This is a genomic window from Paracoccus aeridis (genome assembly GCF_004923205.2).
GTDB classification, from domain to species: domain Bacteria; phylum Pseudomonadota; class Alphaproteobacteria; order Rhodobacterales; family Rhodobacteraceae; genus Paracoccus; species Paracoccus aeridis.
The window spans coordinates 1-21662 of record NZ_SELD02000029.1; the positions used below are offsets into that span (position 1 = coordinate 1).

The following is a 21662-nucleotide window of genomic DNA, read 5'->3' on the forward strand; positions in this document are numbered from 1 at the left end:
TCATGCACTAAGATTACAAACGGACCACCTCAGGGGGGCAGGCCACAAAGGCGCAGTTTCAACAGCTGGTCGAATGCACGTTAAGTCACGAGAACTATGAGAAAATTCTAAACGACGGCGGTCACATTTAGAAGTTTGTGTCGATGCGCGGCTATCGATGCACTGGCCAATCCCTGATGTCCCGATCATCCGCTGTGTGCTTCAATGAAAACTCGCCTGAAAGGACGTCGCGGTCAGCGAGACATGCGCTTCCAGCGGCGGGTGCAGCTCGAACGCCTTCGGCTCGCGGGCGAAGTTCCAGAGCCGGAACAAAGACCATTCCGAGCGTCGCTCCTCGGCCACGGCCAGCTCGTTGCGGCTGATATGAAAAGGCGTGCGCTCCCAGCCATTCGTCGTCTTCACCTCGATCAGGCGCGGACGGCCGTCCGGCGCGAAACTGGCAATGTCGTAGCCGGCGCCATCGCCATCTTCCTCCGACACCCACCTGACCTTGCGCGCAAGATCGTCGCGGCCCGCTGATTTCAGGGCTGCCCGTTCGTGCGCCAGGACGCGTTCCTCACCGGCACGGCCGAGGGCGCGGTTTCGCTCGTCTCGCGCCGCGACATCGAATTTGCGGGCGATGTGCAGCATCTGTTCAAGCTCCTGCGGCGGCGGCTGGTTCGACAACGTGGGCGGCGGCCCGATCCAGATCGGCCGCACCTCCGCAAGGCCTGTCGTCGCTCTGATGCCCGAATAGCGGCCGAGCCATGCCGGGTTCAGCGCCAGCCAGCGCGCCACGGCATCCACCAGCGTCATCTGGAAATTGAAGGCGGGCTTGTAGCCCGGGATCCAGTCCTCACCCAGCCCCTTCAGCACGGCGCTGATGTTCTGGTGCTTGAACTCGACCGATCCCTCGGACCGACCGTTCAACAGGGGCAGAAGCCTACGCCGGTGCTCGGCCTTATTGTAGGGGCGACCAGAGACGTCGTCGGCCAGCATCGCGAAGTAATCCGCGACTATCAGGTCGTTCTCTTGATCGGTCCAGGCCCCATTTGACATTGCGCCAGGCTAGGGGCCGAAACTGCGTTTGTCATCAGAGACTTCGCGCAAGACTCCCAAGGCATACCAACGACCACGCCGCCCGTGTCGCCTCGCCATCTGCTTTGAGACAAGCCGGAACCAGCGAAACAGGGGCGCAACGCGATCCCGCCAGTTTCTTGAAATGCATGGATGTTTTGAACCCGTCTCGCCGAGAGCGCGGGGCGGGTGGAAAGAGACGGTGGGCATTCGGAGACCGATCTCGCGCGGCTGGCCAGTCTCCGAAGGGCGGATGGTCCCTGCAAACCCCTTTGGCACATAAAGAAAAAGGCCCCGCGAGGGACCTGTTTTCGGGTTTGCAATGTGCAAGTGGCGGACGGTGAGGGATTCGAACCCTCGAGACGGTTCCCCGCCTACACACTTTCCAGGCGTGCGCCTTCGACCACTCGGCCAACCGTCCGTGCCCGCGGGGTCTAGCCTGCGCGGCATCGGCGTGCAAGTCAGAGCTTGGAAATCTTCGCCTGCAGGTCGGCGAGCTGGCGGCGGATGGTCGTAAGATCGTCCGCGGCGGCGGGGGCGGCGTCGGACGGTTCCTCCTCGTCGGGCACGGCGCCGGTGCTGCCGTAGGGCATCTTCCAGCCGCCCATCATCGCGCGCAGGAACATCTGCTGCTGGCGCTGCAGCGCGTCGAAGCCGGGCATGGCCGCCATGGGCGGGTTCAGCTGCGCCATCTGCTCCATCATCTTGGACTGCCCCTCGCGCAGCATCTCGAAGCTCGCGGCGAGGAACTGGGGCACGACCGACTGCGCCTGGGTCGTGTAGCTGCGGACGAGATCGGTCAGGACATCGATCGGCAGGACGCTTTCGCCCCGGCTCTCGTGCTCGGCGATGATCTGCAGCAGGTACTGACGGGTCAGGTCGTCGCCCGATTTCAGGTCAACGATGCGAACCTCGCGCCCGGTGCGGATGATCGCCGCGATCTCCTCCAGCGTGACGTAGTCGGAGGTCTCGGTGTTGTAGAGGCGGCGGCTCGCGTAGCGCTTGATCGTCAGCGGCGCTTGCGGGCTTCCGGACGACTGGCGGGATCGTGTCGGCTTGTCGTTCTGCATGGCCCTGATGATGAAAGCCAGCCTTGCCGAATGCAAAGGAAATCAGCGCGGGAGCGGGACCAAGAAGGGGCCCACGAGAAAGGGCGGCCCCTGCGGGCCGCCCTTCCTCGATATGGCGAGAGCGGCTGCTCAGGCCTTGTCTTCGGTCTTCCCGGCGTTGATCGCGCCCTGCGTCACGTTCCGGGCCGCGTTCTGCATGTCGCGCGTGGCGTTCTGGGCCATGCGCTGCGCGTCCGACGCGGCGTCCTTGCCGGCGTTCATCATCAGGTCGACGGTATCCATCTGGACCTTCTTGGCGACCTCGGCGTAGGCCGCCATGTGCTGCTGCGCGATTTCCGCGGCGGCCGAGGCGAAGTCGCTCATCGCTTTCGCGTAATCGGCCGGCTGGTCCTTGGCAGTCGACAGCTCGCCCAGGCGGGAGATCGCGTCGCGCGCCCACTGGGCCGAGATCTCGGTCGAGCGCTCGGCCGCCTGCAGCGCCACGCGGCTCATCTTCTCGCCGAGCGCGGTCTGGTTCTTGAACGCGTCGCCCATCGCCGAGTTGTCGACGGGCAGCTTGCCCAGCATGTCCTGCCAGGCTTTCGTGAAATCGGGAGTATTGGCCATGTCATCGCTCCTGCGCGAAAATTGATCGGAGGCGAGTTGCGTCGCCAGTCGGGCAGCCATCGCTGGCTGCACGTCACCTATATGCTGCGGCGCAGCATTTCAACTCAATTCATGCTGCGATGCAGCATTGTGGTCACGCGGGCTCTCGGACGTAGCGGCCGGGGGCGGGTTCGATCCCGTGCTCGGGGATGCGCGGCGGCACCATGTCGCCGGACCGTCCACCCAGCCACGCCGCCCATTCCGGCCACCAGCTTCCGCGCCGGAACGTGGCGCCTTCCTTCCAGTGCTCGGCCGATTCCGCAGGCGTTGCGCCCGTGCCTTCGGCCTCTTCGGTGTGGGCGACGTAGTGGCCGTACTTGTCGCGGCCGGGCGGGTTGATGATCCCGGCAATGTGACCGGATTCCGCCAGCAGGAACGTCTTGTCGTCCGATCCCATCATGGACACGCCGCGCCAGCTGTCGATCCAGGGCGCGATGTGGTCGCGCTCGCACGCCACGGCGCAGAGCGGCGTCCTGACGTCCGCAAGCCGGACCTTGTGGCCGTGGATGGGAAAGCCCTCGGTCATCAGCAGGTTCGCCTGGCAGAGCCCGCGCAGGTATTCCCTCACCATCTTCGCGGGCAGGTTCGTCCCGTCGCTGTTCCAGTGCAGCAGGTCGAACGCAGGCGGCGTCTCGCCCATCATGTAGTGGCGCACCGCAGGCCCCCAGACGAGGTCGTTGGCGCGCAGGTAGCTGAAGGTCCGCTGCATGAGCCGGGCGGTCAGGTAGCCGGTGCGGGCGACCTCTTCCTCGATCCCGGTGACGAAGTCGTCCTGGAGATAGGCGGTGAACTCGCCCTGGTCGGAAAAGTCGGTGAGCGTGGTCAGGAACGTGGCCGACGCCACCTGATCGTCGCCCTGTTGCGCCAGCAGCCCCAGCGTCATCGCAAGCGTCGTGCCGGCAATGCAATAGCCGACCGCGTTCAGCTGGCGCTCGCCGGTCAGGTCGCGCACCTTCTCGAACGCCGAGAGATAGGCCGAAACGTAATCGTCCATCCCGGTCTGCGCCTCTGCCGCGCCGGGGTTCTTCCACGACACGACGAACAGCGTGTAGCCCTGGTCCACGAGCCAGCGGATCAGGCTGTTCTGGGGCTTGAGGTCGAGAATGTAGAACTTGTTGATCCACGGCGGCAGGATGATCAGCGGGAAGCGGTGCACCTCTTCCGTCGTGGGCGTGTACTGGATCAGCTCGAACAGCGGCTCGCGGTGCACGACCATGCCGGGCGTCGTGCCGATGTTCTGGCCCACGGAAAAGGCGTTGCGGTCGCTCAGCGACACGATCAGGTCGCCGCCGCCATGCTCGAGGTCTGCAACGAGGTTCTCGAGCCCCCGGACGAGGCTCTGCCCTTCCGTCTCGATCGCCTTCTCCAGCGCGTCGGGATTGGTGCCGAGGAAGTTCGTCGGCGCCATCATGTCGATGATCTGGCGCGTGAACCAGTCGACCCGGCGGCGCTGGACCACGCTGTCGATCGGCAGGTCGGCGGCGGCCCGGCGCATGGCGTCGGCGTTGATGCGGTATTGTTCGCGCACATAGGCGAAGAACGGATTGGTCTGCCACAGCGGGTTGGCGAAGCGTCGGTCCTTCGCCGCCGCGTCGTCGCTCTGCGCGGCCGGAGCGATCGGCCCCCGCCCCATCATCGCGGCCTGCGTGTCGGCCATGTGGCGCAGCGTCTCGCCCCAGTACTGGACCTGCTGGCCGATGATCCGTGCGGGCTGTTCGGCCGCGAGCCGCATCCAGCCAGTGGCGGCGGCGGCGTAGAAGTCCGCGCCCGGCCCCTCGATCCCCGGGGCGCGGGCCTGCTTGCGGGCGAGGACCTGCACCAGCCTTTGTCCCAGATCCTCGATCCGCTGGATGTTCTCGGCGATGCGCTCGGGCAGCGGTCCGGCGTCCGGTTGGGTCGACCGCTGCCTGGTGCCGGATGGTCCCGCTCCGCCGCCGGCGCCGGGAGCAGCATCGGCGCGCGCGTCATCAGGGCCGCCCTTTTCGCGACGGGCTTGCTCGGTCATGCCGCCGGACTCCGGCGCATCCGCCTCGCTGACATGGGGCGCGCCGTCGCCACCGGGCTGGTCGGGCCGACGATCCTCGTCCCCTTCCCGTGTCATCTCGGTCGATTCAGGGGCGTCCACCTGGCTTTCGTGCGGCGGATCCGTCTTGACCGGCACCCCGTCCTCCGGCCGGTCGCCACCCGTCATGCTGCCGGACTCCGGTGCCTCCGTCTCGCTGACATGGGGCGCGCCGTCCCCGCTGGGATGGTCGGGCTGGTCGGGCCGCCGATCCTCGTCCCATTCCCGTGTCATCTCGGTCGATTCAGGGGCGTCCACCTGGCTTTCATGCGGTGGATCCTCGTCGACGGGCACCCCGTCCTCCGACTCGTCGCCCCCCGTCATGCTGCCGGATTCAGGTGCGTCGGCCTCGCTTGCGCGGCCCGGGGATGCAACGGACGCGACCTCGATCCCCTGCATCTCGCCCGTTTCGGGCGCGTCCACCTGGCTGACCGGATCGACCTCGTCCTCGTCCGCATCGGAGGCCGCGCCTGAACCCGTGTCGGGGGTCTCGTCGGGAGTGGGGGCCTTGCGGCGTCCGGCGACCTTGTGCGTGCCGGTGCGCGGGTCCGAACGTTCGGCGGCCCGGGCGCGCGCGGCGATCGTCGCGCGGGTCGCGGGCCCGCGCTTCCCGCTCTTGCGGGCTTGCGGCGCGTCGGCTGCGGCCTCGTTTCCACCGGTTCCGCCAGCTTCTGACCCCGCAGGCGGCACGGTTTCATCCGCACCGGACCCCATCGCCCCGCCCTTTCCGCCGTCCTGCCCGCCGCCGCCGCGCCGTTCGCCGGACGGCTTCGACCCTTGCAAACCCGCATCAGGCTTCTGATCGTTTCCTGGGTCGCCGTCCTGATCGCTTGCCATGACCGCGTCTCCTCCCTAGCTGTGGGTCAGAGTGACATGGTGCCGGCGGGGCGTAAAGCCGCAGCACGCATGACAGGGGCGCCGGGAGCGACGATGATCTACAGAGGCCTGCGCGGCATAGCGTCCTACGATGCGATGGAAAGCATCCGCAACACGAACGAATGGCTTGGCGCCACGGCGCGCGCGCTGGGCGCTTATCCCGCCTTCGCGATGGCGCCGCACCCGATGTTCCGGCTGATCAGCGCCTGGGGCCGCGTGGCCGAGCGCAGCTTCCACCGGATGGTCGTCAAGCCCGACTGGGACATCCCCCCGGTCCTGGGCAGCGAGGGGCAGGACCACCTGGTCTATGTCGAGCAGGAACTCGCGCGTCCCTTCGGCAACCTCGTCCGCTTCCGCGTCGCCCGGCGCGAGCCGATGGAACGGCGGGTGCTGCTGGTCGCGCCGATGTCGGGCCACTACGCGACGCTGCTGCGATCCACGGTCACCTCGCTTCTGCCCGATTGCGATGTCTGGGTCACGGACTGGACCAACGCCCGCGACATCCCGGTGAGCGAGGGCCGCTTCGACGTCGAGGACTACGCCGAATACCTCGTGGACTTCATCCGCCACCTCGGCCCCGACCTGCACGTCGTGGCGGTGTGCCAGCCCGCGCCGCTTGCGCTGGCGGCGACCGCCATGCTGGCGAGGGACGAACCCGCCGCGCAGCCGCGCACGCTGACGCTGATCGGCGGCCCCATCGACCCGGACGCCGCCGCGACCGACGTGACCGACTTCGGCAACCGCGTCACGATGGGCGAACTCGACGCCTTCATGATCCAGCAGGTCGGCTTCAAGTATCGCGGCGCCGGCCGGATGGTCTATCCCGGCCTCGCCCAGCTGTCCTCGTTCATCGCCATGAACGCCGAGACGCACGGCCGCGCCTTTGCCGACCAGATCTTCGCCGAGGCGAGCGGCAAGGCGTCCGAGCACGACAAGCACAACAAGTTCTACGACGAATACCTCGCCGTCATGGACATGACCGCCGAGTTCTACCTTTCGACCGTGGAGCGCATCTTCAAGAACGGAGAGATCGCGGCCAACGCCTTCACCGTGCGGGGCCGCCACGTCGACCTGGCCGCGATCAGGGACGTCGCGATCATGACGGTGGAAGGCGCCAACGACGACATCTCGGCCCCCGGCCAGTGCGTCGCCGCGCTGCGCCTGTGCAGCGGCGTCCCCGATGCGAACAAGGCCCAGCACCTGGAGCCCGGCGCGGGCCATTACGGGATCTTCGCGGGGAAAAGCTGGCGTCTGCGGATCCGGCCGCTGGTCCTGAACTTCATGGACGAACACGGCGGCGCGACGAAACCCGCGCCCGACGAGGCGCCCTCGCGCCCGTCCCGCAAGCGCCGCAAGGGCAGCGAAGCGATTGGCGACACCCGCCCCGGCGGCCCCGAGGACGACAGCAAGATCGCCGTTTGACGCAACGGTCGGGTCCGGGACACCGCCGCGCCCTGCCCCGCCACGCCCTGTCCCGCCGTGCCCTGCCCGCTTGCGCGATCCGCGCAGGCGCGGCATAACCCGCCACGCGGGCGGTTAGCTCAGCTGGTAGAGCGTTTCGTTTACACCGAAAATGTCGGGGGTTCGAGCCCCTCACCGCCCACCATCCCGCGTCACTGAGACCCTGAAGTCGGGCGCGAAACGGCTGCAAGGCCCTGCCTGCCCGACGGATGGCTACGCTCCTTCGCCCTTCGCCGAACGCAGGCTTGCCCCTCGTCGATCGGGGGTTTCGCCTGCCGGGGAAGCGGCGCGCCGGTTGGGGCGGCTCACCTGCCGAAAGATTCAACTGCAGGTCGTCGGCGCACCCTTCGTCAGCACTTTCTGCCAGTCCGGCCCAAGCTGTTCGCGGGCCGAAAGCGCGTTGGCGGCGTCGGGACTGTTCTCCGGAATGACCCTGACGATCATGCCCTGCTTGTGGTCGCCCGGGAACACCTACCGCAGCGTCTCGCGGCCCCGCGCCACCAGCCCCTGCAGGTCCTGCAGCGACTTCTGGCCGAACACCGCCTCGTCCCCGGCGATGAAGCTCGGGGTGCCGATCAGGCTCATGTGGTCGGCCAGCTCCAGCGAGGTTGCGAGGTGGTCGACGATCCAGTCCGCCTCCATGTCGTTGCGCAGCCTGTCTGCGTCGAGCCCGATCCGCCGGGCGGTGGCCATGACCGACGCTTCGTCCGCCTGGCCCCGCATCGACATCATCGCGCGATGAAAGTCCCAGTAGCGCCCCTGCCCCTGCGAGGCGAGCGCGGCGCGGGCGGCGAAATACGAGCCCTCGCCGAACACCGGCAGTTCGCGGCAGGCGACGCGCAGATTCGGGTCCGCCTCGATCAGCTTCGTCATCGTCGGCAGCATCTTCCGGCAGAAGCCGCAGTTGTAGTCGAAGAACTCGGTCAGCGTGATGTCGCCCTGCGGGTTGCCGAGGACCGGCGCGTTCGGGCTGCGTTCCAGCGCCCGCCGCAGCTCGTCCGGCATGGGATTGCCGCGGGGCGCCGCGACCGACGGCGCACCCAGCGCCGCGAGCCCGAGAAGCGAGGCGGCACCGGCGATCGCCTGCCGGCGGCTGAGCGGGAGGGGATGCATCATCATGGCGCCAGTCTGGCACGAGACCGGCGGGGGTGGAAGCGCTGCGCCGTCCAGCGCCGCTCGCGCCGGGTGACATCCCCGCGAGAGGGTGCAAAGGTGGCCGGGTCCGAAGCCGCGCGCGCATGGCAGCCGGCCGGACCGGAGGGCATGACATGACGGCCGCCGCGACCGGGACCCCCGGTGCCCCGAACCGATCCGACGCCGCGGTGCGGCTGGTCGGCCTTGCAACCGCGCTGCCGCCGAACGAACTGGTGCAGCGCGACGTGGTGGCCCGCGCGCGAGAGGTTCTGGGACCCCGCTACACCACCTTCGAGCGGATGGTGCCCGCGTTCGAGAACGCGGGGATCGACCGTCGCCATTCGGTCGTGCCGCTCGACTGGTTCGGACAGCCGCACGGCTGGGCGTCGCGCAACGAGGCTTATCTCGCGGGCGCGCTCGACCTGTTCCGCGCCGCGGCTCAGGGCGCGCTGGACGACGCGGGGCTGCGCGCAAGCGAGGTCGACACGGTGGTGACGGTGTCCTCGACCGGGGTCGCAACGCCGACGCTGGAGGCGCTGGCCGCCGCCGGGCTGGGATTCCGCCCCGACATCCTGCGCGTGCCGGTCTTCGGCCTGGGCTGCGCGGGCGGGGTGTCGGGGCTCGCCATCGCCCGCGAGCTCGCGGCCGCACGGCCCGGATCGCGCGTGCTGGTGGTCGCGGTCGAGACCTGCACGCTGCTGTTCCGCATGGACCGCATGCAGAAGGCCGACATCATCGCGACGGCGCTGTTCGGAGACGGCGCGGCGGGCGCGGTGCTGAGCTCACGCCCCGGCGACGCGGGGCCGGTCCTGGGTCGCGGCGCGCAGTACATGTGGGCCGACACGCTGCAGATCATGGGCTGGGACGTGGACGACGTGGGCCTTGGCGTCGTGTTCGACCGCTCGATCCCGCACTTCGTGACGGCCCGGATCGCCGACGCCGTGGACCGCACGATGCCCGCGCTGGGCGGCGGACCCGTCGCCCGCATGGTCTGCCATCCGGGCGGCGCCAAGGTCATCACCGCGCTGGAGGACGCGCTCGCGTTGCCCGCAGGCAGCCTCGACGCGGAACGCGAGGTGCTGCGCGAGGCGGGCAACATGTCCGCGCCCACGGTGCTGTTCGTGCTGAAGAAGGTGCTGGAGGCCGGCGCCACGGGACGGCTGATGCTGGCCGCGCTCGGCCCCGGCTTCACCCTGTCGATGCTGCCGGTCGATGTCTGAGGGCGCGCTCCCCTCGGCCCTGTTCATCGCGTTCCTGGTGGTGCAGCGGCTGGCCGAACTGTCCATCGCGCGCCGCAACACGCGCCGGCTGCTCGCGCGCGGCGCGGTCGAACACGGCGCCCGCCACTATCCGCTGATCGTGGCGCTGCACGCGGGCTGGCTCGTCTGCATCGCCGTGTTCGGCTGGGGACGGCCGGTGCATCCGCTGTTCCTCGCGCTGTTCGTGATTTTGCAGGTCCTGCGGGTCTGGATCCTCGCCACGCTCGGGCGCCGCTGGACGACGCGGATCATCGTGACCGGCGAGCCGCTGGTCCGGCGCGGCCCGTTCCGCTGGCTTCGGCACCCGAACTACACCCTGGTCGTGGCCGAGATCGCGGTGGCGCCGCTGGTGCTTGGCCTCACATGGGCGGCGGTGCTGTTCTCGGTGCTGAACGCGGCCGTGCTGTGGATCCGCATCAGGGCCGAGAACGCCGCCCTTCATGGCGGCCGGTGACATCTTGCCCCGCGTCCCCTCGCCCCTGTAACGAGACGCGGCCCGCAGCAAGGAAGGATGCCATGCGCCGTTTCCCGCCCGAGCGGATCGTCTGCCTGACGGAAGAAACCGTCGAGACGCTGTATCTTCTGGGCGAGGATCGCCGCATCGTCGGCGTGTCGGGCTATGCCGTGCGCCCGCCGCAGGTCAGGCGCGAAAAGCCGCGCGTGTCGGCCTTCACCTCGGCCGACCTGCCGAAGATCCTCGCGCTGGATCCCGATCTCGTCCTGACCTTCTCGGACCTGCAGGCCGGGATCGTGGCGGACCTCGTGCGCGCAGGCATCGCCGTCACCGCCTTCAACCAGCGCGAAGTCGCCGGGATCCTCGCCATGATCCGCCACGTGGGCGCGCTCGTGGGCGCGTCGGACCGGGCCGACACGCTTGTTCAGGACTACGAGCGCCGCCTCGACGCCGTCGCCGCGCGGGCGGCGGACCGCCCCCGCCCCGTGGTCTACTTCGAGGAATGGGACGAGCCGATGATCTCGGGCATCCACTGGGTGTCGGAACTGGTCGAGATCGCGGGCGGGCGCGAGGCGTTCCCGCAGCTTGCCCCGATGAAGTCCGCGCGCGACCGGATCGTGACGTCCGATCAGGTGATCGCGGCCGCGCCCGACGTGATCCTCGCCTCGTGGTGCGGCAAAAAGGTCCGCCCCGACCGCATCGCCGCGCGCCCCGGCTGGAACGCGATCCCGGCCGTGCGGGCAGGCCGCATCGTCGAGATCAAGTCGCCGCTGATCCTGCAGCCCGGGCCCGCCGCGCTGACGGACGGGCTCGACGCCATCGTCGCGGCGCTCGCGTGACGCGCAGCCCCGCCGTCATGTCCTGGTCCTTGGGCAAGGACAGCGCGCTGGCGCTGCACCCGGGCGCGCGGCGCAGCCCCGCCGTCAGGGCGTCTCGAAGTTGAAGATGGCTAGGCTGCGCTCGCGTTCGTTCACCTTGAGACGGCGGTTCAGCGGCGCGTGGGCGCGGGCCGCGCAGTCGGGGCGCTCGCACAGGTAGCAGTTCAGCCCGATGTCCACGGGCCGCGTCCGCCCCAGGTCGATCCCGTCGGCATAGACGAGCCGCGGCGCGTAGGCCACGTCGCAGCCAAGACCGATCGCCAGCCGCTGTGCCGGGGCCCCGTGCATCCCCCCGGCCCGCGTGATCGTGCGCGCGATGGAAAAGTAGCTCGTGCCCTCGGGCATGCGGATGACCTGCGTGAGCATCTGCCCCGGCGCCTCGAACGCGGCGTGGATGTTCCACAAGGGGCAGGTGCCGCCGAAGCGGGAAAACGGGAAGCGCCCGGCGCTGAAGCGCTTGGTCATGTTGCCCGCCCGGTCCACCCGGACGAAGAAGAACGGGATCCCCCGCGCCCCTTCGCGTTGCAGCGTGGACATGCGGTGCGCGGTCTGTTCGTAGCTGGTGCCGAAGCGGTGCGACAGCAGCTCGATGTCGTAGCGGGTGGATTCGCAGGCGGCGAGGAACCGCCCGTAGGGCATCATCACCGCCGCGGCGAAGTAGTTGGCAAGGCTGACCCGCAGCAGCGACACCGCCGCCGGCTCCTCGATCCCCGACTGCTCGACCAGCCGGGAAATGGCGGCTTCCTGTTCCAGCCGCGCCAGCAGGACGCCGATCTGGAAGCGGCGGCTGGGCTGCGCCAGCAGTTCCGACAGCATCAGTTCCTTGTTGTGCGGGTCGAAGCGACGCAGTTGCTCGCCCATGACGTCCGCGGGCAGGATCCGGGCGCGGATCTTGTGGCCCGCCAGGCGCTGGGTCAGCGCCAGGTGCGGCTCGGACCGGTGCAGCTGCAGTTCCCCGGCCATGCCTTCCGCGGCGCGGTCGAGTTCGTCGATGTAGTTGCGGCGCGCGTACAGCCATCCCCGCACCGCATCCACCGGGCGCGAGCTGCCCGCCAGCACCTCGACCTTGTCGCGGTCGGCCAGCGGGCTGTCCTCGTCGTCGGGGCGCAGCACGGATTCGTGGTGGCGTTCGTGCAGGCGCACGAAGGCCGCGGCGAGCCGGGGCGACGCTTGCAGCACCGCCTCGACCTCTGCCCGCGGCAGCGTGGCGAGGTCGAGGACCGGGTCCTTCACCGCCGCGCCGAAATCGGCCGCAAGCTGCGCGTCCACCGACGGCGACAGCTCGGATATGTTGAGATCATAGACCTCGGCCAGCTTCATCAGCAGCTTGGCGGATGCCGGGCGCTGGTTCGCCTCGATCAGGGTGATGTAGCTCGCCGACACGCCAAGCTCGGCCGCCATCTGCGCCTGCGTCAGCCCCAGCGACCGCCGCAGCACTTTGAGCCGCTGCCCGACGATGAGCTTTTCCGAGCGATCGGCCATGCGTGACAATCCTTACAAAACCGGCGTTCGTGACTGACGGATCCTGACAGGCTGACCCGTTGCCGCGTGTGTCGGCCCGCTGACATTACTACTGTGACAATATCCAGTCACGGAGATTCGCCATGCCGCTTGATCGTCAGCCAACCACCCTTCCGCCCGTCATCCTGCGGACCGTGCCGGGCGTGGACCGCGTCCTGACCGCCGACGCGCTGGCCTTCCTGGACGAACTTCAGTCGCGCTTCTCGCTGCGCCTGAACGCCCTGATGATCGCCCGCAAGCGCCGGCAGGACCGCATCGACCGGGGCGAGCTGCCCGACTACCTGGCCGAGACAGCCGACATCCGGAAGGGCATCTGGGAAGCCGCGCCGATCCCCGACGCGCTCAAGGACCGCCGGGTCGAGATCACCGGCCCGGTCGACCGCAAGATGATGATCAACGCGCTGAACTCGGGCGCCAGGGTCTTCATGGCCGACTTCGAGGACGCGACCTCGCCCAGCTTCGGCAACATCATCGCCGGCCACGCCAACATGCTGGACTACCGCGACGGCACGCTGGAACACGACGACGCGAACACGGGCAAGTCCTACCGCGTCGGCGACGCGCCCGCCGTCCTGATCGTCCGCCCGCGCGGCCTGCACATGCACGAGGCGAACGTCCTGATCGCGGGCCACCCCGTCTCGGCGGCGCTGTTCGACTTCGGCCTGAACATCTTCCACAACGGCCGCGCGCTGGCGGAAACCGGACGCGGGCCGTTCTACTACCTGCCCAAGCTCGAAAGCCACGACGAGGCGCGGTTCTGGAACGACGTGTTCCTGTTCGCCCAGGGTCGCATCGGCCTGCCCGCCGGCACGATCAAGGCGACCGTCCTGATCGAGACGCTGCCCGCCGCGTTCGAGATGGACGAGATCATCTGGCAGTTGCGCGACCACATCGCGGGCCTGAACTGCGGCCGCTGGGACTACATCTTCAGCTACATCAAGACGCTGCGCGCGCACGGCGAATACATCCTGCCCGACCGCGCCGAGGTCACGATGGACCGCGCCTTCCTCGCCACCTATGCGGCGCGGCTGGTCAAGGTCTGCCACCGCCGCGGCATCCACGCGATGGGCGGCATGGCCGCCGCGATCCCGGTCAGGGACGACCCCGCCGCCAACGAGGCCGCCTTCGCCCGCGTGCGCGCCGACAAGCTGCGCGAGGTGCAGCTTGGCCATGACGGCACTTGGGTCGCGCATCCCGACCTCGTCCCCGTCGCGATGGAGGTGTTCGACGCCGAGATGCCGGGCCTCAACCAGATTCGCAAGCAGCGGCAGGGCTGGCGCATCGAACCCGCGATGCTGCTCAAGCCCCATGACGGCCAGGTCACCGAAGCCGGCGTCCGCACCAACATCTCGGTCGCGATCGAGTATCTGGGCCAGTGGCTCTCGGGGCGCGGCGCGGTGCCGATCAACAACCTGATGGAGGACGCGGCGACGGCCGAGATCAGCCGCGCGCAGCTGTGGCAGTGGATCCGCCACGGCGCCGCGGTCGAGCTGACGGACGGGGGCGAGCGCCGGCTGACCGCCGACTGGCTGGGCGAGCTGGTGCAGGCCGAGATCGTGACGATCCTCGACCGGCTGGGGCCGGCCGGCTTCCATCGCGGCCGCTACGCCAGCGCCGCCCGCATCGTCCAGGAAGCGGCCACCGCCGCGACCCTGCCCGACTTCATCACCGCGCCCGCCTACGACGTGCTGAACGCGCTCGACTGACGGCCACGCGCGCGGACGTGCCGCCGGTCCCATCCACGCCCGGCGGCGCGATCTTCACGCCACCCCTTCCTGCCACCCACGGGCGCGCCGCGCGCGCCAGACTGATCGACCACGAAAGGACGACCCATGCCCCGCAAGACCTTCAGCGACCTGCACGCCGAGATCTCGGCCCGCTACCCCTCCGGCCAGACCGCCGGCGGCGTGTCGGTCGACGACATCGTGCAGCTGCGGCTGCAGAACACCTGGGACACCCACCTCGACATCGCCCGCGAGATGGCGGCCGTGATGCGCGCCGACATGGCGGCCTATGATGCCGATGCGTCCAGGTTCACCCAGTCGCTGGGCTGCTGGTCCGGCTTCCACGCGCAGCAGATGATCAAGGCCGTGAAGCGGATGCGCGGCACCGCCAAGGGGACCTATGTCTACCTGTCGGGCTGGATGGTCGCGGGCCTTCGCAACCGCTGGGGCCACCTGCCCGACCAGTCGATGCACGAAAAGACCGCCGTCGCCGACCTGATCGAGGAAATCTACACCTCGCTCCGCCAGGCCGACGAGGTCGCGATGAACGACCTGTTCCGGGCGCTCAAGGCCGCGGGCTCGGACACCGAGCGGCGCAAGGTGATCGACCAGATCGACAACTTCGAAACCCACGTCGTCCCGATCATCGCCGACATCGACGCGGGCTTCGGCAACGAGCACGCGACCTACCTGCTGGCCAAGGAACTCATCAAGGCGGGCGCCTGCTGCCTGCAGATCGAGAACCAGGTGTCGGACGCCAAGCAGTGCGGCCACCAGGACGGCAAGGTCACCGTCCCGCGCGAGGACTTCATCGAGAAGCTGCGCGCCTGCCGCCTCGCCTTCGAGGAGCTGGGCGTCGAGCAGGGCGTGATCGTCGCGCGGACCGACAGCCTCGGCGCTGGGCTGACGCAGAAGGTGCCGGTCAGCCAGCGCCCGGGCGATCTTGCCAGCCAGTACATCAAGTGGCTGAAGACCGAGCAGATCACGGAAGCCAACCCGATCCAGGAAGGCGAGCTCGCGATCTTCCAGGGCGGCGAGTTCGTGAAGCCCGTGCGCCTGCCGAACGGCCTGTTCCCGTTCCAGGAAGGCACCGGCCGCGCCCGCGTGATCGAGGACTGCATCGCCAGTCTGCGCGACGGCGGCGCGGACCTGCTGTGGATCGAGACCGACACCCCGAACGTGGATGAGATCGCCGGCATGGTCGCCGAGATCCGCAGGGAAGTGCCGGACGCGAAGCTGACCTACAACAACTCGCCCAGCTTCAACTGGACGCTGAACCTGCGCAAGCAGGTGCGCGACCAGTGGATCGCCGAGGGCAGGATCAAGGCGTCCGACTATCCGGAAGGCAACGAGCTGATGAAGGCCGAGTTCGACACGTCGGACATCGGGCTCGAGGCGGATGCGCGCCTGGCCCGGTTCCAGACCGACATCTCGGCCCGCGCCGGCGTGTTCCACAACCTGATCACGCTGCCGACCTTCCACCTGACCGCCAAGTCGGTGGACGAGCTGTCGCGCGGCTACTTCGGCGAGGACAAGATGCTGGCCTACGTCAAGACCGTGCAGCGCGAGGAAATCCGCCGCGGCGTGTCGGCGGTCAAGCACCAGCACGAGGTCGGGTCGGACCTGGGCGACACGTTCAAGGAAATGGTGTCGGGCGAGCGCGCGCTGAAGGCGGGCGGCCACGCCAACACGATGAACCAGTTCGCCGCCGAGTGATCGGCTGAGGCCATCGACATGCGCCGCCCCTCTCGCGGGGGCGGCGCCTTCATGCGACCGAGGTCCCGCCGCGCCCGGCCGATACTGCCGCTGAGGCCATCGAAGGCTCCCATTTGCGCGCCCTTGCAGCGGCGTTTTGCGTGGGCAGGATGCACCGGAACGCGGCGGCCGGCCAAGTTTCAGCCGCGCGCCGTGCCCGCCGCGATCCGCAGCAGCCCCTTCTGCAGCACGATGAAGACGAACAGCAGCGCGCCGATCACGATCCTCGTCCACCAGCTCGACAGCGTCCCGTCGAACACGATGTAGGTCTGGATCAGCCCCATGATCAGCACGCCGACCAGCGTGCCCGGCACCGTGCCCGACCCGCCCGTCAGCAGCGTGCCGCCGATCACGACAGCGGCGATGGCGTCGAGCTCGGTCCCCACCGTCGCCAGCGAATACCCGGCCGAGGTGTAGATCGCGAACACGATCCCGGCGAGTCCGGCGCAGAAGCCCGAGATCCCGTAGACCGCGACGATGGTGCGCGCGACCGGCACGCCCAGCAGCCCCGCGGTCCGCGCATCGCCCCCGATCGCCAGCACCCGCGTCCCGAACGGCGTGCGGTGGATCAGCAGGCTGCCCGCCAGCACCACCAGCAGCATGATCCCGGCGATCAGCGTGAACCGCCCCTTGCCGGGCAAGAGATAGTAGCTGGACGAAAGCGCGTCGAAGAACGGGTCGTCGATCGGGACGGAATCGATCGACAGCACGTAGGCGAGGCCGCGCGCCATGAACATGCCGGCCAGCGTCACGATGAACGCGGGCATTTCCAGCGCATGGATCAGCGCCCCCATGCACAGCCCGAACGCCGTCGTGAGCGCCAGCAGCAGGGCGAAAACGGCGAGCGGGTGCAGCCCGGTGTCGCGCAGCATGACGGCGATGAACACGCCCGAGAACGCGATCACCGACCCGATGCTGAGGTCGATCCCCCCCGACAGGATGACGATGGTCATGCCCACCGCCGCGATGCCGAGATAGGCGTTGTCGGTGAGAAGGTTCCCCATCACCCGCGTGGACAGGATGTTGGGGTACTGCATCCATGCCAGCGCATAGGCCGCGACGAAGATCGCGCAGGTCGCGAGCAGCGGCAGGAACCGCGCGCTCATGGCGCGTCTCCGGCGGGGTCGCGGCGGCGCGCGGCCCCCAGGCGCGCGCCGATGCGGCGGGTGAGCCCGAGCCGCGGCGACTGGATCAGCAGGATCACGAGCACGATGCAGGCCTTGATGAGCAGGTTGTATTCGGGCGGGAACCCGGCGAGCAGGATCCCGGTGTTGACCGTCTGCGTGATCATCGCCCCGATCAGCGACGCGAGGATCGAGAAGCGCCCGCCCAGCAGCGAATTGCCCCCGATCACCACGGCGAGGATCGCGTCGAGTTCCAGCCACAGCCCGGCATTGTTGGCATCGGCCCCGCGGATGTCCGCCGCAACGATCACCCCCGCGACCGAGGCGCACAGGCCGGACACGACATAGACCGCGACAAGCAGCGCACGGGTGTTGACCCCCGCCCGGAACGAGGCGCGGGGGTTGACGCCGACCGCCTCGATCATGAAGCCCAGCGCGGTGCGGCGCACGACGAGGCCCGCGAGGATCGCCGCGCCAATCCAGACCAGCACCGGCACCGGCACCGTGCCGACGGCCCCCGACCCCAGGAAGGCGAAGCCGGGGTGGTTGAAGGTCAGGATCGCGCCCTCGGTCACCAGCTGCGCGATGCCGCGCCCCGCGACCATCAGGATCAGCGTGGCGACGATGGGCTGGATCTTCAGCACCGCGACGAGAAAGCCGTTCCACAGCCCGCAGGCGATCCCAGTCGCGAGCGACAGGCCCAGCGCGGCGGGAAGGCCGAACCCGTCGGTGATCGCCCGCGCGGCGACGGCGCCGGCGATGGCCATGACCGCCCCGACGCTCAGGTCGATGCCGCCGGTCGCGATCACCAGCGTCATGCCGATCGCGAGCAGCGCGACCGGCGCGCCCCGGTTCAGCACGTCCACGGGGCTGCCGTACAGTCGCCCGTTCGCGATCGACACGTCAAGGAAGCCGGGCATCAGGACCGAGATCGCGACGACCAGCACCGCGAGCGTCGCCAGCATCGGCGCGATCCGGGCGAGAAGCGGCCCCATCACGCGGCCCCCCCGACCTGAGCGGGGGTGGCTGCGATGGCCTGCACGATCCGGTCGGCGGCGACGTCCTCGCCCACCAGCTCCGCCACCTGCGCGCGGTCGCGCAGCACGAGGACGCGGTGGGCGTAGCCCGACAGCTCCTCCAGCTCGGACGAGATCACCAGAAGCGACATGCCCCGCGCGCAGAGTTCCTCGATCACGCGGATGATCTCGGCATGGGCGCCCACGTCGATGCCGCGGGTCGGCTCGTCGAGGATCAGGAAGTCCGGGTTCATCAGCAGCCAGCGGGCGAGGATCACCTTCTGCTGGTTGCCGCCCGAAAGCTGGCCCACCGGCTTCTCGGCCGAGGGCGTGCGGATGTCGAGCCGGCGGATGTAGTCGGCGGCGATGCGGCCCTGTTCGGCGCGAGGCACCGGGCGCGACCAGCCGCGACGGGCCTGCAGCGCAAGCAGGATGTTCTCGCGCACGGTCAGTTCGCCCACGATGCCATCCGTCTTGCGGTCCTCGGGGCAGAAGCCGAAGCCGGCGCGGATCGCCTCGCGCGGGTTGCGGAGGGCGGCGGGCCGGCCGGCGGCCCGCGCGGTCCCGCTGTCGTGCGGGGTGATGCCGAAGATGGTCTCTGCCGTCTCGGTCCGGCCCGAGCCGAGAAGGCCCGCGAGCCCGACCGCCTCGCCCCGCCTGACGGCAAGCGAGAACGGCGCCACCGCCCCGCGCCGCCCGAAACCCTCGAAGGCGGCGGCCACTGGCGCGTCGGCCGGCACCGGCCGCGCCCGCGCCCCGTCCACCGCGTGCAGGTCATGCCCCAGCATCATCCGGACCAGCGACAGCCGGTCGAGGTCGGCGGCCCGCGCGCTTCCCGCGTTGCGCCCGTTCCGCAGCACGGTGACGCGGTCCGCGATGGCATAGACCTGGTCGAGAAAATGCGAGATGAAGACGACCGCGAGCCCACGGCCCCGCAGGTCGCGGATAGTGCGGAACAGCCCCTCGACCTCGCGCGCGTCGAGGCTCGCTGTCGGCTCGTCGAGGATCAGCACCTTGCCCGACAGCGCCACGGCGCGCGCGATGGCGACGATCTGCTGGACCGCGACGGAATAGGCCGCGAGCGGTTTTGTGACGTCGATCGCCAGCCCGTATCCCGCCAGCAGGTCGGCCGCCGCGCGCGCCTGCGCGCCGCCCCGGATCATGCCGCCCCCGAACATCCCGCGCCCAAGCATTCCGCCCCGCACCGGCTGGCGGCCGATCAGAAGGTTTTCCGCCACGGTCAGGTTCGGCAGCAGGTTGACCTCCTGATACACCGTCCCGATGCCCAGCCGCTGAGCGTCGGCGGTGGTGCGCGGGTCGATTTGCGCGCCGTCCAGCGTGACCGTGCCGCCGTCGCGGCGATAGGCGCCGGTCAGGCACTTGATCAGCGTGGACTTCCCCGCTCCGTTCTCGCCCAGAAGCGCGTGGACCTCGCCCCGGTCGAGGTCGAAATCGACGCCGTCGAGCGCCTTCGTGCCGGGGAATAGCTTGGTGAGGCCCCGCGCCTCGAGCAGTCGGGTCATTGCCGCGTCCCCTTTGCGCCCGGTCCGGCCCGCGCGGGGACGGCCCGGAGGGCCGCCCCCTTTTGCCGATGCGCCGTCAGTAGCCGAGGTCCTTCTTGCTCTCGTAGACCGCCTGCGGATCGTCCGCCTGCGTGTAGAGCCTGGATTCGGTCTGGATGAACTTGGCGGGCTCGGTCTTGTCCTTCCAGTACGCCGCGAGCGCGTCGAACGCGGGTCCGGCCATGTTGGGCGTGAGCTCGACCGTGGCGTTCGCCTCGCCGGCGGCCATGGCCTGGAAGATGTCAGGCACGGCGTCGATCGACACGACCTTGATGTCGGTACCGGGCTTCAGCCCCGCTTCCTTGATCGCCTGGATCGCGCCCACGGCCATGTCGTCGTTGTGGGCGTAGAGCGCGCAGATGTTCTTGCCGCCATCCTCGGCCTTGAGGAAGCTCTCCATCACCTCCTTGCCCTTGGCGCGGGTGAAGTCGCCGGTCTGGCTGCGCACGATCCTGATGTTGTCGTGCCCGGCGATGCCTTCCTCGAACCCCTGCTTGCGCTTGATCGCGGGGGACGAGCCGGTGGTGCCCTGCAACTCCACCACGTTGCAGGGCTGGTCGCCCACGTCCTGGGCAAGCCACTCGCCCGCGACCCTGCCTTCATGCACGAGGTCGGACCCCACGGCGGTCAGGTACATCGTGTCGGGCGAATCCACCTGGCGGTCCAGCAGGACGACCGGGATCTCGGCTTCCTGCGCTTCCTCCAGCACCTCGTCCCATCCGGTGGCCACGACCGGCGCCAGCAGGATCGCGTCCACGCCCTGCGCGATGAAGCCCCGGACCGCCTTGATCTGGTTTTCCTGCTTCTGCTGGGCGTCGGCGAACTTGAGGTCGATGCCGCGCTTCTCGGCCTCTTCCCTCGTCACTGTGGTCTCGGCCGCGCGCCAGCCGGATTCCGATCCGATCTGGGAAAAGCCGACGGTCTCGGCGAACGCCGCCCCGCCGCCGAGCGCGGTCGTGGCCAGCAGGGCCGCTGCGAACAGTTTCATCTTTCGTCCTCCTCCAAGGGGCCTCACGCCCCGGCCTGCCCCCCCGCGGGGGCGTTCAGCCCGGCCTCCCCGCCGGGCGTGAAACGGAAACGGGTGATCTGGCGGTAGGTCTCGCCCACGCGCAGGACCGGGTCGGGATAGCCCGGCCGGTTCGGCGCGTCGGGGCCGACCTGCGGTTCCAGCGCAAGGCCCGCGAACCGGTGATACGGGCGACCGCCAAGACCCGGCGCGCCGCCCGAGAGATGCGCGCCCGCGTAGACCTGCATGGCGGGTTCGGTCGTCTCGACCGTCAGGGCCGGGCCGCCGGGGGCAGAGAGCCGCGCCACCGGGCTGGCGACCTGCGCCCGGCCATCGGTCAGATGCAGGCTCACGTCGATCAGCCCGGCGTTCAGCCGCTCGCCCATCCGCGCGCCCTGCCGCCAGTCGTGGCGGGTGCCGGTGACGGGCAGCGGGCCGCCGGTCGGGATCAGCTCGTCGTCCACCGGGGCGAAGCGGGCGGCATCGCACTGGAACACGTGGGCCGCGATGTCGTCCCGCCCGTCGAGGTTCCAGTAGCCATGGGTCGCGAAGTTGCACACCGTTTCGGCGTCGGCGGTCGCGGTGATCGCGATCTCCAGCGCCGGGCCGGGGATGATGGCATAGGCGACCGCGACCTCCATCCGTCCGGGAAAGCCCATGTGGCCGTCGGGCAGCGTGTCGGCCATCGTCGCGTGGTCGGCTTCTGCATCCACCAGCCGCCACAGCCGCTGCCCCGTGCCGTCGCTGCCGCCGTGCAGCGTGTGGCGGCCGAGGTCGTTCGCATCGAGCCGCCGCTGCGCGCCGCCGATGAACGCCGACGCGCCCCCGATCCGGTTGGCGAAGCGCCCGACCACCGCGCCCAGATAGACGCCTTCGCCGAGATAGGCCGCAAGGTCGGGATAGCCCAGCACCAGCGGCTGCGGGTATCCCGCCAGCCGCACGTCCTGGATCGTCGCGCCCCAGGTGATCAGCGCGACCGACAGGCCATGCGCGGCGATCACGACGCGGGTGACCTCGCGCCCGTCGGGAAGGGTGCCGAAGCTCAAGGGACCGCCCGGA

General features: G+C 69.4%; 18 protein-coding genes and 2 tRNA genes. 7 read left to right on the forward strand and 13 right to left on the reverse strand.

What is annotated here, in order from left to right:
* Positions 1 to 201: 201 nt before the first annotated feature.
* The 5 genes from ELI80_RS09660 to phaC all read right to left on the reverse strand — a co-directional run bounded on the left by ELI80_RS09660 (position 202) and on the right by phaC (position 5670).
* A complete protein-coding gene (locus tag ELI80_RS09660; protein WP_136651330.1) occupies positions 202 to 1038 on the reverse strand; it encodes a protein NO VEIN domain-containing protein in 837 nt (278 codons plus the stop codon).
* A 349-nt stretch (positions 1039 to 1387) separates the two neighbouring features.
* A tRNA-Ser gene (locus tag ELI80_RS09665) sits at positions 1388 to 1477 on the reverse strand.
* 40 nt (positions 1478 to 1517) lie between these two features.
* Positions 1518 to 2126: a polyhydroxyalkanoate synthesis repressor PhaR gene (gene phaR, locus ELI80_RS09670; protein WP_136651331.1), complete on the reverse strand. Its 609-nt coding sequence runs from the start codon at positions 2124 to 2126 to the stop codon at positions 1518 to 1520.
* A gap of 129 nt (positions 2127 to 2255) precedes the next feature.
* Positions 2256 to 2732: a Phasin gene (locus tag ELI80_RS09675; protein ID WP_136651332.1), complete on the reverse strand. Its 477-nt coding sequence runs from the start codon at positions 2730 to 2732 to the stop codon at positions 2256 to 2258.
* A 133-nt stretch (positions 2733 to 2865) separates the two neighbouring features.
* Positions 2866 to 5670 (reverse strand): class I poly(R)-hydroxyalkanoic acid synthase, encoded by a 2805-nt coding sequence (gene phaC, locus ELI80_RS09680; protein WP_236641425.1) that lies wholly within the window; start codon positions 5668 to 5670, stop codon positions 2866 to 2868.
* 108 nt (positions 5671 to 5778) lie between these two features.
* Between phaC and phaZ the strand changes: the two genes are divergently transcribed.
* Together phaZ and ELI80_RS09690 are read left to right on the forward strand one after the other, a co-directional pair.
* Positions 5779 to 7131, forward strand: coding sequence for a polyhydroxyalkanoate depolymerase (phaZ, locus tag ELI80_RS09685; protein ID WP_136651368.1), 1353 nt, complete (start codon positions 5779 to 5781; stop codon positions 7129 to 7131).
* A 108-nt stretch (positions 7132 to 7239) separates the two neighbouring features.
* Positions 7240 to 7315, forward strand: a tRNA-Val gene (locus tag ELI80_RS09690).
* A 176-nt stretch (positions 7316 to 7491) separates the two neighbouring features.
* On the opposite strand, the gene ELI80_RS16525 is transcribed toward ELI80_RS09690, so the two are convergent.
* The gene (locus tag ELI80_RS16525) at positions 7492 to 7614 is read right to left on the reverse strand and encodes a hypothetical protein (protein ID WP_268939868.1); all 123 of its coding nucleotides are present in this window, start codon (positions 7612 to 7614) and stop codon (positions 7492 to 7494) included.
* Positions 7615 to 7641: 27 nt separating this feature from the next.
* Positions 7642 to 8286 carry a DsbA family protein gene (locus ELI80_RS09695; protein ID WP_236641426.1) on the reverse strand — a complete coding sequence of 215 codons (645 nt, stop codon included), beginning with the start codon at positions 8284 to 8286 and terminating at the stop codon, positions 7642 to 7644.
* Between the two features lie 152 nt (positions 8287 to 8438).
* On the opposite strand from ELI80_RS09695, the gene ELI80_RS09700 reads away from it, so the two are divergent.
* From ELI80_RS09700 to ELI80_RS09710, 3 genes are all read left to right on the forward strand, one after another.
* On the forward strand, positions 8439 to 9524 hold the full coding sequence (locus ELI80_RS09700; protein WP_136651333.1) for a type III polyketide synthase: 1086 nt from the start codon (positions 8439 to 8441) through the stop codon (positions 9522 to 9524).
* Positions 9517 to 10017, forward strand: coding sequence for an isoprenylcysteine carboxyl methyltransferase family protein (locus ELI80_RS09705; protein WP_136651334.1), 501 nt, complete (start codon positions 9517 to 9519; stop codon positions 10015 to 10017). The genes ELI80_RS09700 and ELI80_RS09705 overlap by 8 nt, the downstream gene beginning before the upstream one ends.
* 62 nt (positions 10018 to 10079) lie before the next feature.
* The gene (locus ELI80_RS09710) at positions 10080 to 10856 is read left to right on the forward strand and encodes a cobalamin-binding protein (RefSeq protein ID WP_136651335.1); all 777 of its coding nucleotides are present in this window, start codon (positions 10080 to 10082) and stop codon (positions 10854 to 10856) included.
* An 84-nt stretch (positions 10857 to 10940) separates the two neighbouring features.
* On the opposite strand, the gene ELI80_RS09715 is transcribed toward ELI80_RS09710, so the two are convergent.
* The gene (locus ELI80_RS09715) at positions 10941 to 12377 is read right to left on the reverse strand and encodes a helix-turn-helix domain-containing protein (protein ID WP_136651336.1); all 1437 of its coding nucleotides are present in this window, start codon (positions 12375 to 12377) and stop codon (positions 10941 to 10943) included.
* Between the two features lie 122 nt (positions 12378 to 12499).
* Here ELI80_RS09715 and aceB point away from each other — a divergent pair, with 122 nt between their 5' ends.
* Positions 12500 to 14122: a malate synthase A gene (gene aceB, locus ELI80_RS09720; RefSeq protein WP_136651337.1), complete on the forward strand. Its 1623-nt coding sequence runs from the start codon at positions 12500 to 12502 to the stop codon at positions 14120 to 14122.
* Positions 14123 to 14248: 126 nt separating this feature from the next.
* The gene (locus ELI80_RS09725; protein ID WP_136651338.1) at positions 14249 to 15856 is read left to right on the forward strand and encodes an isocitrate lyase; all 1608 of its coding nucleotides are present in this window, start codon (positions 14249 to 14251) and stop codon (positions 15854 to 15856) included.
* 179 nt (positions 15857 to 16035) lie between these two features.
* Here the strand turns inward: ELI80_RS09725 and yjfF are convergent, their stop codons facing one another.
* The 5 genes from yjfF to ELI80_RS09750 form a co-directional block, all read right to left on the reverse strand.
* Entirely contained in the window at positions 16036 to 17001 is a 966-nt protein-coding gene (yjfF, locus tag ELI80_RS09730; protein WP_136651339.1) for a galactofuranose ABC transporter, permease protein YjfF, read from the reverse strand.
* Positions 16998 to 18014 carry an ABC transporter permease gene (locus ELI80_RS09735; RefSeq protein ID WP_136651370.1) on the reverse strand — a complete coding sequence of 339 codons (1017 nt, stop codon included), beginning with the start codon at positions 18012 to 18014 and terminating at the stop codon, positions 16998 to 17000. Before ELI80_RS09735 ends, yjfF begins: the two co-directional genes overlap by 4 nt.
* The gene (locus tag ELI80_RS09740; protein ID WP_136651340.1) at positions 18014 to 19558 is read right to left on the reverse strand and encodes a sugar ABC transporter ATP-binding protein; all 1545 of its coding nucleotides are present in this window, start codon (positions 19556 to 19558) and stop codon (positions 18014 to 18016) included. Before ELI80_RS09740 ends, ELI80_RS09735 begins: the two co-directional genes overlap by 1 nt.
* 76 nt (positions 19559 to 19634) lie before the next feature.
* Complete coding sequence (gene ytfQ / locus ELI80_RS09745) at positions 19635 to 20585, reverse strand: galactofuranose ABC transporter, galactofuranose-binding protein YtfQ (RefSeq protein WP_136651341.1); 951 nt, start codon at positions 20583 to 20585, stop codon at positions 19635 to 19637.
* 23 nt (positions 20586 to 20608) lie between these two features.
* A complete protein-coding gene (locus tag ELI80_RS09750) occupies positions 20609 to 21649 on the reverse strand; it encodes an aldose epimerase family protein (RefSeq protein ID WP_136651371.1) in 1041 nt (346 codons plus the stop codon).
* Positions 21650 to 21662: the final 13 nt, after the last annotated feature.